Below are 12334 nucleotides of genomic sequence, written 5' to 3' on the forward strand. Positions count from 1 at the left end.
GTGCTCCGAGAAAAGTCTGAGGACCCCTCGGAGCAGCAACCGGCTGAACTCAATCGAGAGGACCTCGCGGAGAGCTCAAACTGCTACACCGAAGGGCGTTCGGGGTAGCACCGTCAAAACGTAGATTGGTGTAGAAGAAACGAAAAAACCGTTGAAAATCAAAGACTTTCAACGGTTTTCCGATTGACTGGCGGAGTGGACGGGACTCGAACCCGCGACCCCCGGCGTGACAGGCCGGTATTCTAACCAACTGAACTACCACTCCTGGTAGATGGCGTTCGTTCTTGCGAACCAAGTGCCAACCACTTGTTGCCTACTTGCCTTGCGGCTTGTTTGGCGACCCTACGGGGATTCGAACCCCGGTACTCACCGTGAAAGGGTGATGTCCTAGGCCTCTAGACGATAGGGTCATAACCTGGACTCAAAGAGCCTCGCATTGTAGCAGCGACAGAGCTTGTTTTTCTGTCGATGCCGCGATGAAAGACTCATTGCGACTTCAAATTTGGTGGAGGTAAGCGGGATCGAACCGCTGACCTCTTGCATGCCATGCAAGCGCTCTCCCAGCTGAGCTATACCCCCACAGGGTTTACTGATTGCCCCTTGCGACTTTCATCGTTCAGTGCGTTTCAGCAAGCCTCAAATTATAGGCGATTTTTTCAGCTGTTCTGCAGTCTGTGCAAAACAAGTTCACGATCGTGCAATTCCAGCACCGCATCCAGCGACGGCGTTTGTGCCGTTCCCATCACCAGCACGCGCACCGGCATCGCCAGTTGCGGCATCTTCAGGCCGTGGGCCGCGAGGGTTTCCTTGATCGCGGCCGCGATGCTGGCCTTGTCCCAGGCGCTGGCTGCGAGCTTGTCGGCCAGCGTGGCCAGCACCGGCCGCACGGCGTCGGTGATGTGCTGGGCACGCTCTTCGGCGTTCGGCGTGATGTCGGCGTAGAAGGCCTTGGCCCAGTTCGCCAGCGCCACCGTGGTGTCGCACCGGTCCTTGAACAAACCGCAGATGCGCGGCAGGCGTGCGTCTGCCTCGATGCCCTGCTTTTGCAACTGCTCGGCCACCAGCGGCGCGAGCGCGTCGTCGCCCATGGCCTTGAGGTGTTGTGCATTGACCCAGCGCAGCTTGGCTTCGTCGAACTGCGCGGCGCTGCGGCCCAGGTGGTCGAGGTTGAACCACTCCAGGAATTGCGCGCGGCTGAAGATCTCGTCGTCGCCATGGCTCCAGCCCAGGCGCGCGAGGTAGTTCACCATGGCGTCGGGCAGATAGCCCTCGTCGCGGTATTGCGTGACGGGTTTGGCGCCGTTGCGCTTGCTCATCTTCTCGCCCTGCTCGTTGAGCACGGTGGGGAGGTGGGCGTACACCGGTGGCTCCTTGCCGAGCGCGCGGAAGATGTTGATCTGGCGCGGCGTGTTGTTCACGTGGTCATCACCGCGGATGACGTGCGTGATCGCCATGTCGAGGTCGTCCACCACCACGCAGAAGTTGTAGGTGGGCGTGCCATCTGGACGTGCGATCACCAGGTCATCGAGTTCGTCGTTGGCGATCTCGATGCGGCCCTTGACCTTGTCGTCCCATGCCACCACGCCACCTTGCGGGTTCTTGAAGCGCAGCACGGGCTTCACGCCTTCTGGCACGGGCGGCAGGGTCTTGCCGGGCTCGGGCCGCCAGGTGCCGTCATAGCGCGGCTTTTCCTTGTTGGCCATCTGCTTCTCGCGCAGCGCGTCGAGTTCGGCCACGCTCATGTAGCAGGGGTACACCAGGCCGCCGGCCACCATGTCGGCAAGCACGGCTTTGTAGCGGTCCATGCGCTGCATTTGGTAGAACGGACCTTCGTCGTGGCTCAGGCCGAGCCATTGCATGCCTTCGAGGATCACGTCCACCGCGGCTTGCGAAGAACGCTCCAGGTCGGTGTCTTCGATGCGCAAGATGAAGGCGCCGCCGGTGGAGCGTGCGAACGCCCACGGATAAAGGGCCGAGCGGATGTTGCCGAGGTGGATGAAGCCGGTGGGCGACGGGGCGAAACGGGTGCGGATGGGTGCGGACATGTCAGAAGGTAGTGAGGCCACGGTCAAGGTCGGCCTGGATATCGCCCAGGTGCTCCAGCCCGACCGCGACGCGGATCAGGCCTTGCACCACGCCGGCGGTCTGGCGCTGCGCCTCGGTGAGGCGGCCGTGCGAGGTGCTGGCGGGGTGCGCCATCAGGGTTTTGGTGTCGCCCAGGTTGGTCGAGAGCGACATCACCTGCAGCGAGTCGAGCACGTGGAAGGCGCGTGCGCGTGCCTGCTCGGGGTCGGCAGCCTTCACAACGAAGGACAGCACGGCACCACCGCAGCCCGACTGCTGGGCCATCGCCAGCGCGTGCTGTGGATGGCTGGCCAGGCCGGGATAAAAGACGCGCTCCACGGCGGGATGCGCTTCCAGCCACTGGGCCAGCGCCAGTGCGTTGGCCGACTGCGCGCGCATGCGGATCTCCAGCGTTTCCAGGCCCTTGAGAACGACCCAGGCGTTGAAGGGTGCGAGCGTCATGCCTGCGCTCTTGAGCACCGGCAGGAAAGTCTTGGTCACCAGTTCCTGGCTGGCGCACAGGGCGCCGGCCATGACACGGCCCTGGCCATCGAGGTACTTGGTGCCCGAGTGCATGACGATGTCGGCACCCAATGAGATGGGGCGCTGCAGCGCGGGTGTGGCGAAGCAGTTGTCCACGCACAGCAGCGCACCGGCCGCGTGCGCGATGTCGGCCAGTGCGCGGATGTCGCAGACTTCGGTCAGCGGGTTGGTGGGCGTCTCGGCGAACAGCAGTTTGGTGTTGGGCTTGACCGCGGCCTTCCAGGCGGCGATGTCGGTCTGCGAGACGAAGGTGGACTCGACGCCGAACCGGGCCAGGTCGGAGCCGATCAGCTTGATCGTGGAGCCGAACATGGAATGCGAGCAGATCACATGGTCGCCGGTCTTGAGCAGGCCCATGCACATCATGAGGATGGCCGACATGCCCGAGGCGGTGGAGATGCAGGCTTCGGCCCCTTCCAATGCGGCCAGGCGCTGTTCGAAGCTGGTCACCGTGGGGTTGCCGTAGCGGCCGTAGGTGAAGCCGTCTTCGTCGCCGGCGAAGCGGCGCGCCGCGGCTTCGGCGCTGGGTTGCACATAGCCGCTGGTGAGATACAGGGCTTCGGAGTTTTCGCCGTACTGGCTGCGCTCGCTGGCTTCGCGCACGGCAAGCGTATTGCGGTGCAGTTCGGGTTTGTGATCGTTCATGTTGTTCAAACCACCTGGGCGTTGGGCAAGGCGAGGCGCGAGGTGTCTTCTTCGCCCTCTTCGCTCTGTTCGCGGCCGGCGTTGAGGCGGGCGATGTCGGCCGGCGTGATGTCGCCGGTGACGTAGACGCCGTCGAAGCACGAGGCATCGAAACCGGAGAGTTGCGGGTTGAGCGAGCCGATGGCCTGCTTCATCGCGTCCACGTCCTGGTAAATCAGCGCATCGCAGCCGATGCTCTCGCGCACTTCTTCAACCGTGCGGCCGTGTGCCACGAGTTCGCCGGGCGTGGGCATGTCGATGCCGTACACGTTGGGGTAACGCACCGGTGGCGCGGCGCTGGCGAGGTAGACCTTGCGCGCACCGGCATCGCGTGCCATCTGCACGATTTCCTTGCTGGTGGTGCCGCGCACGATGGAGTCGTCCACCAGCAGCACGTTGCGGCCCTTGAACTCGCTGCCGATCACATTGAGTTTCTGGCGCACCGATTTCTTGCGCACGCCCTGCCCCGGCATGATGAAGGTGCGGCCCACGTAGCGGTTCTTCACGAAGCCTTCGCGGTACGGCAGGCCCAGCAGTTGCGCCAGTTCCATGGCACTCGGGCGCGAGGACTCGGGGATCGGAATGACGACGTCGATCTCGCTCGGCGGCACGGTGGAGACCACGCGCTTGGCCAGCGTCACGCCCAGGTTCAGGCGCGCCTGGTAGACCGAGATGCCGTCCATCACCGAGTCGGGCCGCGCAAGGTACACGAATTCGAAGATGCAGGGGTGGTGGCTGACCTGGTCGGCGCACTGCTCGAACTGCATGTTGCCGTCGAGGTCGACGAACACGGCCTCGCCGGGCTGGATGTCGCGTTCGAGCACGAAGCCCGTGCCCTCGAGCGTCACGGATTCGCTGGCGACCATCACGCCGCCGTCCTTGTTGTGGCCCACGCAGAGCGGCCGGATGCCGTGCGGGTCGCGGAAGGCGAGCAGGCCATGGCCGGCGATCAGCGCCACCACGGCATAGGAGCCCTTCACGCGCGCATGCACGCCGCGCACGGCGGCGAACACGTCGGCCGGCTTGAGGGTGACGCCGCGCGTGACCTTCTCCAGCTCGTGCGCCAGCACGTTGAGCAGCACCTCGGAGTCGCTCTCGGTGTTGACGTGGCGGTGGTCGGTCAGGAACAGTTCCTGCGCCAGCGCCTTGGCGTTGGTCAGGTTGCCGTTGTGCACGAGCACCAGGCCGAAGGGTGCGTTGACGTAGAAGGGCTGCGCCTCTTCTTCGCTGAAGGCGTTGCCTGCGGTGGGGTAACGCACCTGGCCCAGGCCGCACAGGCCGGGCAGCGCGCGCATGTTGCGGGTGCGGAAGATGTCACGCACCATGCCCTTGGCCTTGTGCATGAAGAACTTGCGTCCCTGTTGAGTCACGATGCCTGCGGCATCCTGACCGCGGTGCTGCAGCAACAGCAAGGCGTCGTAAATGAGCTGATTGACCGGCGTCTTGCTGACCACGCCCACGATTCCACACATGATTTGAACCTTTTGGAAAACTAACGGATATATCGGGCCACGGCCTCGGGCAACAAGGGCTTGATCTCGTGCAGCGTGGCCGACAGCGTGGCCGCCGTGGCCGATCCGCTCCACCATGCGGCGCCCTGCATCTGCGTCATGCTCACCACCAGCGCCAGCGCCAGCAGGATCACCAGCCCGCGCAGCAGGCCAAAGGCCCCACCGAGCACGCGGTCCACCGGCCTCAAGCCCACCGACGCCACCAGCTTCTGCACCAGCCAGGCCCCCAGGCCGGCGGCAAATGCCACCAGCACAAACACCACCACGAAACCCACCGCCAGCCGCACCGGCGGCGAGAGCCCTGCCAACGGCAGCCAGGCCGCGGCCTGGTCTGCAAACGCTTGTGCCAGCACGAAGGCGAGCACCCAGCCGGCCACCGACAGCACTTCGTACACCAGGCCGCGCCACAGACCGATCACCACCGACAGCAGCAAGGCCGCCAGCAGCACCCAGTCGGTCAGCACCATCGGCGTTGCACCCGCAGGCGCCTCACAGCGTGAGCACGGCCGCGCTCAGGCCCAGGGCCTTCACGCGGGCGGCGGCCTTGTCGGCCTCGGCACGGCTGTCAAACGGTCCCACACGCACCCGGATGCGACGGCCATCGGCGGTCTGCGCCACATGGGTGTAGGTCTTGAGGCCGGCGGCCTCGAGTTTCTGGCGCACCGTGCGCGCACCCGCCTCTTCGGCGAAGGCGCCCACCTGCACCACCAGGCGCTCGGCCGCGGGGGCCGCGGCGGCGGGTTTGGCGGCGGCGCTCGGTGCCGGCTTGCCTTCGAGCAAGGCGCGGGCACGGGCGGCATCGGCCGGGGCCGGTGCGGGCGCGGGCTGTTTGGCGGGGGTGGCAGCGGCCTGCGCAGGTGCCGCTGCAGGTGCGGGTGCCGGTGTGGCCGCAGGCGCCGCAACGGGTTTCGGCGCTGGAGCCGGAGCCGGTGCAGGGGCTGGCTTTGGTGCGGCCTCCACCACTTCTTCGCGTGCGTCCAGGCCGTCGCGTGCCAGCAGCGGACTGTTGTTGGCAGGTTTGACCGCGGCGGTGGCAGCGGGTTTGACAATGGGCGCAGGAAGGCTCTTGGCCGGGATTTCGATCGGGATGACGACCGGGATCGGCCGCGGCTGGGTATCGAACAACAGCGGGAAGCCGATCACACCCAGCAGCACCAGCACGCTGGCGCCGATGAGACGGTGGCGCGCGCGGCGGCGCACGGCCTCGATGCTCTGTGGCGGAGGGGTCGAGGCGTTGCCCTGGGAGCCTGAACGGGATTTGAACATTCGGGATGGGACCGTGGCGCCATGGAAGGCCTGGCGGGAGGCGCGCTCTGGCGTGGAAAGAACAGTTAGGCGGACAGGTGTTTCGCCGACATTCGGGGCACGCCGTCCTGCAATACGCCACCCACGGTGAAGAACGATCCGAAGACGACGATTCTATCAGCGGGGTCTGCGGCCGACACCGCGGCCCGCAGGGCATCCATGGGCGTGGCGTGGCGCCCGGCCACCCGGCTTTTGCCGCCGGGGGACACCACCGGATGGGCGTCCAGCAAGGCGTCCAGCAAGGCGGCCAGGGCGTCGGCCTTGCTGGCGCGTGGTAGCGGCAGGTCGGTCACGTGCCAGTGGTCGATCAGCGGGGCGATGCGCTCCAGCATGGCGCCCAGGTCCTTGTCGGCCATGGCCCCGAAGACGGCGTGGGTGCCAGGATAAAAGCCCATGGCATCGAGGTTCTCGGCCAGCGCCGCCACCGAGTGCGGGTTGTGCGCCACGTCCAGCACCAGGGTGGGCGTGCCGGGCACGATCTGGAAGCGACCGGGCAACTCCACCAGCGCCAGGCCGTTGCGCACCGCCTGTGCGGTGACGGGCAGGCGCGGGCGCAGGGCCTCCACCGCCGCCAGCACGCCGGACGCGTTGACCAGCTGGTTGGCACCGCGCAGCGCCGGGTAGGCCAGGCCGGCGTAACGCCGCCCGCCGTGAGAGGGGTGCATGGCCCAGCCCCATTGCTGCTGGTCGCCCGCGAAGTGGAAGTCCTTGCCCAGGCGCCAGAGGTCGGCACCGATCTCCAGCGCGCGGTCGAGCACGCTTTGTGGCGGCACCGGGTCGCTCACCACCACCGGCCGGCCGGTGCGCATGATGCCGGCCTTCTCGAAGCCGATGGCTTCGCGGTCGTTGCCAAGCAGGGCCATGTGGTCGAGCGCAATGCTGGTGATGATGGCGCAGTCGGTGTCGATGATGTTCACCGCGTCCAGCCGGCCACCCAGGCCCACTTCCAGGATGGCCACGTCCAGGCCGCTGCGCGACAGCGTGCGCAGGATGGCCAGCGTCGTGAACTCGAAATAACTCAGGCTGATCTCGCCGCCCTCGTCGCCGACCTGCCCCTTGCGGGCCACTTCCACCTCGGCGAAGGCGGGCAGCAGGTCTTCGGTCGGCACCGGCGCGCCGGCGACGCGGCAGCGCTCTTCAAAATGCACCAGGTGCGGCGAGGTGTAGACCCCCGTGCGGTAACCCGACTGGGTGTAGACCGCCTCCAGCATGGCGCAGGTGGAGCCCTTGCCGTTGGTGCCGGCGACCGTGATCACCGGGCAATCCAGCGCCAGGCCCATGCGCCGCGCCACGCGTTGCACACGCTCCAGCCCCATGTCGATGGTCACCGGGTGCAGGCGTTCGGCATGGTCCAGCCAGTCGGCCAGGGAGGTGGGGTGGTCGGGCACGGGGATGTCAAGCATGGGCAGGATTGTCCCATCGGCGCGCGCACCACGCGGGCCCGGGGACTTGTCGGACAATGCAGGCCATGACCACGCTCTACGGCATCCCCAACTGCGACACCGTGAAAAAGGCCCGCACCTGGCTGACGGCACACGGTGTCGAACACAGCTTTCACGACTTCAAGAAACAGGGCGTGCCCGCCGCCCGGCTCGACCAGTGGCTGCAAGCCGCCGGCTGGGAGAAGCTCATCAACCGCAAGGGCAACACCTGGCGCCAGCTCGACGAAGCCACCCGCAACGGCGTGACCGACGCCGCCAGTGCCCGCGCGCTGGCGCTGGAGCACGCCAGCGTGATCAAGCGCCCGGTGGTCGAATGGGCCGACGGCGCCATCACGGTCGGCTTTGACGCCACCGACTGGCAAGCCCGGGTCTGAGCCCACCGCCTCTGCCGCGCGGGCATGGCGGGCCCGCGGCCTAAAATCGCGGTTTCGCCTTTCGTCTTCGTTTCACACCCTTCACACCATGAGCACCACCCAATTCGACGGCGTGACCGTCAACACCCAGGCCAGCGTGTACTTCGACGGCAAGTGCGTCAGCCACGGCATCACCCTGGCCGACGGCACGAAGAAATCGGTCGGCGTGGTGCTGCCCGCCACTCTCACCTTCAACACCGGCGCGCCCGAGATCATGGAATGCGTGGCCGGCGGCTGCGAGTACCAGCTGGCCGGCACCACCGAGTGGAAGAAGTCGGGCCCGGGCGACCAGTTCAGCGTGCCCGGCAACAGCAGCTTCCAGATCCGCGTGACCGAGCCCTACCACTACATCTGCCACTTCGGCTGATCCCTTCCGCCGAAAGACCGACATGGCCACCATCCTCCAGAACCTTCCCACCCAACAAAAAGTCGGCATCGCCTTCTCCGGCGGCCTGGACACCTCCGCCGCGCTGCTGTGGATGAAACAGAAGGGCGCGATTCCCTACGCCTACACCGCCAACCTGGGCCAGCCCGACGAGCCGGACTACGACGAGATCCCGCGCAAGGCCATGGCCTACGGCGCGGAAAAGGCGCGTCTGATCGACTGCCGCCTGCAGCTCGCCCACGAAGGCATTGCCGCGCTGCAAAGCGGCGCCTTCCACATCAGCACCGCCGGCATCACCTACTTCAACACCACGCCGCTGGGCCGCGCCGTCACCGGCACCATGCTGGTGGCCGCGATGAAGGAAGACGACGTCCACATCTGGGGCGACGGTTCGACCTTCAAGGGCAATGACATCGAGCGCTTCTACCGCTACGGCCTGCTGACCAACCCCAGCCTGCAGATCTACAAGCCCTGGCTGGACCAGCAGTTCATCGACGAACTGGGCGGCCGCGCCGAAATGAGCGCCTTCATGACGGCCAACGGCTTCGGCTACAAGATGAGCGCCGAGAAGGCCTACAGCACCGACAGCAACATGCTGGGTGCGACGCACGAAGCCAAAGACCTGGAAGAACTCAGCAGCGGCATCCGCATCGTCAACCCCATCATGGGCGTGCCGTTCTGGCGCGAAGACTGCGTGGTCAAGGCCGAAGAGGTGACCGTGCGCTTTGAAGAAGGCCAGCCGGTGGCGCTGAACGGTGAAACCTTCGACAACCCTGTGGACCTGTTCCTCAAGGCCAATCAGATCGGCGGCCGCCACGGCCTGGGCATGAGCGACCAGATCGAGAACCGCATCATCGAAGCCAAGAGCCGCGGCATCTACGAAGCCCCCGGCCTGGCGCTGCTGCACATCGCCTACGAGCGCCTGGTGACCGGCATCCACAACGAAGACACCATCGAGCAGTACCGTATCAACGGCCTGCGCCTGGGCCGCCTGCTGTACCAGGGCCGCTGGTTCGACCCGCAAGCCATCATGCTGCGCGAGACGGCACAACGCTGGGTGGCGCGCGCCATCACCGGCGAGGTGACGGTGGAACTGCGCCGCGGCAACGACTACTCCATCCTCAACACCGAAAGCGCGAACCTCACCTACGCGCCCGAGCGCCTGAGCATGGAGAAGGTGGAAGACGCGCCGTTCTCGCCGCAGGACCGCATCGGCCAACTGACCATGCGCAACCTCGACATCGTCGACACGCGTGCCAAGCTGGGCGTCTACGCCAAGAGCGGCCTGCTGTCGCTGGGTGAAGGTTCGCAGATGTTGAAGCTCGAGGGCGAGTAACCGCTTTCTTGTAAAAACCTCGCGGGATCGGAGCGCTCAGGCGCTCTGCTCCGAGATCACCCCCCGGGCCGGCTTCGCCGGCCCTTCTTTTTGATGTCGCTGCAGAGAACGCCAGAACGCACCGATCGGCCATGGTGCAGGCGTCCACGCGGTGGTGCGCCCGCGCGCAGGCGGTCAACCGACACCGGGTGGCCGGCACAGCGAAATAAAGGAGGAGAAGCGGCGCAGCCGCTTCTGGGGACATTCGCGGAGACGACCGCCCGGCGTCGGTTGACCCAGAGGCACGGCCAGCATCAACCGGCCGCGGAAATCAAACCACCACCGGCTCGGGCTCGAGCAGGATGCCGAAACGCTCGTACACGCTGGTCTGGATCGCCTTGGCCAGCGTCATCACCTCTCCCCCGGTGGCGCCGCCGCGGTTCACCAGCACCAGCGCCTGCTTTTCGTAGACGCCGGCATTGCCCACGCCGCGGCCCTTCCAGCCGCAGGCGTCGATCAGCCAGCCCGCGGCCAGCTTGATGCTGCCGTCGGCCATCGGGTAGTGCACCACCTTCGGGTCGCGCGCGATGATGTCGGCGCACTGCTCTTCGCTCACCGTCGGGTTCTTGAAGAAGCTGCCGGCATTGCCGACCACCGCCGGGTCCGGCAGCTTGGCGCGGCGGATCGCCACCACCCAGTCAAAGATCTGCCGCGCATCCGGCGCGCTGATGCCGGTCTCGGCCATCTTGCGTTCGAGGTCGGCATAACCCAGCACCGGCTTCCAGGGCTTGGGCAACCAGAAGCGCACCCGCGTGATCAGCGCGCGCCCCGCCAGGCCCAGGCCCTTGTCGCCCGCCGGCGTGTGCTTGAACACCGAATCCCGGTAGCCGAAGCCGCACTGCGCGGCATTGAGCGTGAACGCCTGGCCGGTCTGCAGGTCGATGGCATCGAGTTCGTGGAAGCGGTCCTGCAGCTCCACGCCATAGGCGCCGATGTTCTGCACCGGCGACGCGCCCACACAGCCGGGAATCAGCGCCAGGTTCTCCAGGCCGGGCCAGCCCTGCTCCAGCGTCCACTGCACCGTCTCGTGCCAGTTTTCGCCGGCGCCCGCTTCGACCAGCCAGCCCTTGTCGGTTTCTTCCACCAGCCGCCGGCCACGGATCTCCATCTTCAGCACCAGTGGCTTGATGTCGCCCGTCACCACCAGGTTGCTGCCACCGCCCAACACAAAGGGCGGCGCATCGCGCGTGAGGATGGGCCATTCGGCGCTGCCCATCAGCGCGTGCAGATCGGCCTCATTGCGCACACGGGCCAGCCGCAGCGCGCGCGCCACGATGCCAAAGCTGTTGTATGGCTGGAGTGCCACGTTGTTCTCGACTACCATCCCCGGATTGTCTCACCCACCTCTCAGGATTGATCTGCCATGCCTTCTTTTGACACCGTACTCGAAGCCGATTTCGTCGAAGTGAAAAACGCGGTGGACCAGGTCACGCGCGAGATCGGCACCCGCTTCGATTTCAAGGGCACGGGCGCCGCCATCGAGCTCAAGGAAAAAGAAAAAGAAATCATCCTGCACGGCGATGCCGAGTTCCAGTTGCAGCAGATCGACGACGTGCTGCGCGGCAAGCTCACCAAGCGCGGCGTGGACGCGCGCTTCCTGGATGTCGGCAAGGTCGAGAAGGCCGGCGGCGACAAGGTCAAGCAGGTCGTGAAGGTGCGCAACGGCATCAGCACCGAAGACGGCAAGAAGATCCAGCAGGTCATCAAGGGCAGCAAGCTCAAGGTGCAAGGCGCCATTCAAGGTGATGCCGTGCGCGTCACCGGCGGCAAGCGCGACGACCTGCAGGCCGCGATGGCGCTGATCCGCAGCGAGCTGAAAGACCTGCCCCTCTCGTTCAACAACTTCAGGGATTGATCCCTTGAGCCTCCCCCGCGCCGCCTTCGGCGTCACCCCCCTCCAGGGAGGCGGCGCTGGCGGCCCGGCACAGCCGGTTCCGCGGCGCGGCTGGTGCGGCGTGCTCTGTTTCGCGGCGGGTCTCGTCCTGAGCCTGCCCGCTCAGGCCCAGCAGGTGGTGCTCTCCGGTGTGGCCGGGGGCAAGGCGCTGGTGAACATCGATGGCGCGGCGCCGCGCTTCATGAGCCCGGGCCAGACGCACCAGGGCGTCAAGCTGCTGAGTCTGCAGGGTGAATCGGCCGTGTTCGACATCAACGGCCAGCGTCAGGCCCTGCGCGTGGGCGATGCGCCGGTCAGCCAGGGCAGCCGCGCGCCGGCAGCCGGCACTGGCGCACAGCGCATCGTGCTCACCGCCGACAGCCAGGGCCACTTCATGCCGACCGGCCAGATCAACGGGCGCGCCGTGCAGTTCGTGGTGGACACCGGGGCCACCACGGTGATCCTCAGCGAGTCCGATGCGCAACGCATCCAGCTCGACTACCGCAAGGGCCGCAAGGTGTCGGTGAACACCGCCAACGGCACGGTCATCGGGCACCAGCTGCAGCTGGATTCGGTGCGGGTGGGCGATGCCCTGGTGTACGGCGTGGCCGCCATCGTGCTGCCGCAGTCCATGCCCTACGTGCTGCTGGGCAACAGCTTTCTCACGCGCTTCCAGATGCAACGCACCAACGACCAGCTGACGCTGGATCGTCGGTATTAACGGGGGAACTCCCCCCTG

12 protein-coding genes and 3 tRNA genes are annotated in these 12334 nt (G+C 66.3%); 5 read left to right on the forward strand and 10 right to left on the reverse strand.

Annotated features, from left to right (window positions below; genetic code table 11):
* Window positions 1–188: 188 nt before the first annotated feature.
* The 9 genes from HPA01S_RS21360 to folC all read right to left on the reverse strand — a co-directional run bounded on the left by HPA01S_RS21360 (window position 189) and on the right by folC (window position 7510).
* Window positions 189–265, reverse strand: a tRNA-Asp gene (locus HPA01S_RS21360).
* Between the two features lie 69 nt (window positions 266–334).
* A tRNA-Glu gene (locus tag HPA01S_RS21365) sits at window positions 335–410 on the reverse strand.
* A 93-nt stretch (window positions 411–503) separates the two neighbouring features.
* Window positions 504–579: transfer RNA gene (locus tag HPA01S_RS21370), tRNA-Ala, on the reverse strand.
* 77 nt (window positions 580–656) lie between these two features.
* On the reverse strand, window positions 657–2045 hold the full coding sequence (gene gltX, locus HPA01S_RS21375; RefSeq protein WP_066273336.1) for a glutamate--tRNA ligase: 1389 nt from the start codon (window positions 2043–2045) through the stop codon (window positions 657–659).
* Between the two features lies 1 nt (window position 2046).
* Entirely contained in the window at window positions 2047–3252 is a 1206-nt protein-coding gene (locus HPA01S_RS21380) for an O-succinylhomoserine sulfhydrylase (RefSeq protein WP_066273337.1), read from the reverse strand.
* Window positions 3253–3257: 5 nt separating this feature from the next.
* Window positions 3258–4763, reverse strand: coding sequence for an amidophosphoribosyltransferase (gene purF, locus HPA01S_RS21385; protein WP_066273338.1), 1506 nt, complete (start codon window positions 4761–4763; stop codon window positions 3258–3260).
* Between the two features lie 20 nt (window positions 4764–4783).
* Window positions 4784–5269 carry a CvpA family protein gene (locus HPA01S_RS21390; protein ID WP_066273339.1) on the reverse strand — a complete coding sequence of 162 codons (486 nt, stop codon included), beginning with the start codon at window positions 5267–5269 and terminating at the stop codon, window positions 4784–4786.
* A 22-nt stretch (window positions 5270–5291) separates the two neighbouring features.
* Window positions 5292–6068 (reverse strand): SPOR domain-containing protein, encoded by a 777-nt coding sequence (locus HPA01S_RS21395; RefSeq protein ID WP_066273341.1) that lies wholly within the window; start codon window positions 6066–6068, stop codon window positions 5292–5294.
* A gap of 65 nt (window positions 6069–6133) precedes the next feature.
* Window positions 6134–7510, reverse strand: coding sequence for a bifunctional tetrahydrofolate synthase/dihydrofolate synthase (gene folC / locus HPA01S_RS21400; RefSeq protein WP_066273345.1), 1377 nt, complete (start codon window positions 7508–7510; stop codon window positions 6134–6136).
* Between the two features lie 56 nt (window positions 7511–7566).
* Between folC and HPA01S_RS21405 the strand changes: the two genes are divergently transcribed.
* The 3 genes from HPA01S_RS21405 (at window position 7567) to argG (ending at window position 9683) form a co-directional block, all read left to right on the forward strand.
* Window positions 7567–7923, forward strand: a complete 357-nt coding sequence (locus tag HPA01S_RS21405; protein ID WP_066273348.1) for an ArsC family reductase — start codon at window positions 7567–7569, stop codon at window positions 7921–7923.
* An 88-nt stretch (window positions 7924–8011) separates the two neighbouring features.
* Window positions 8012–8329, forward strand: a complete 318-nt coding sequence (gene ppnP, locus HPA01S_RS21410) for a pyrimidine/purine nucleoside phosphorylase (protein ID WP_066273351.1) — start codon at window positions 8012–8014, stop codon at window positions 8327–8329.
* A 22-nt stretch (window positions 8330–8351) separates the two neighbouring features.
* Window positions 8352–9683, forward strand: coding sequence for an argininosuccinate synthase (gene argG / locus HPA01S_RS21415; protein WP_066273354.1), 1332 nt, complete (start codon window positions 8352–8354; stop codon window positions 9681–9683).
* Window positions 9684–9993: 310 nt separating this feature from the next.
* Here the strand turns inward: argG and murB are convergent, their stop codons facing one another.
* A complete protein-coding gene (murB, locus tag HPA01S_RS21420) occupies window positions 9994–11046 on the reverse strand; it encodes a UDP-N-acetylmuramate dehydrogenase (RefSeq protein ID WP_066273357.1) in 1053 nt (350 codons plus the stop codon).
* Between the two features lie 39 nt (window positions 11047–11085).
* Here murB and HPA01S_RS21425 point away from each other — a divergent pair, with 39 nt between their 5' ends.
* Window positions 11086–11577 carry a YajQ family cyclic di-GMP-binding protein gene (locus tag HPA01S_RS21425; RefSeq protein ID WP_066273359.1) on the forward strand — a complete coding sequence of 164 codons (492 nt, stop codon included), beginning with the start codon at window positions 11086–11088 and terminating at the stop codon, window positions 11575–11577.
* Window positions 11578–11581: 4 nt separating this feature from the next.
* Window positions 11582–12316 carry a retropepsin-like aspartic protease family protein gene (locus HPA01S_RS21430; RefSeq protein WP_245638718.1) on the forward strand — a complete coding sequence of 245 codons (735 nt, stop codon included), beginning with the start codon at window positions 11582–11584 and terminating at the stop codon, window positions 12314–12316.
* Window positions 12317–12334: the final 18 nt, after the last annotated feature.

Origin of the sequence: Hydrogenophaga palleronii NBRC 102513, assembly GCF_001571225.1 — a bacterium.
Taxonomy (GTDB): domain Bacteria; phylum Pseudomonadota; class Gammaproteobacteria; order Burkholderiales; family Burkholderiaceae_C; genus Hydrogenophaga; species Hydrogenophaga palleronii.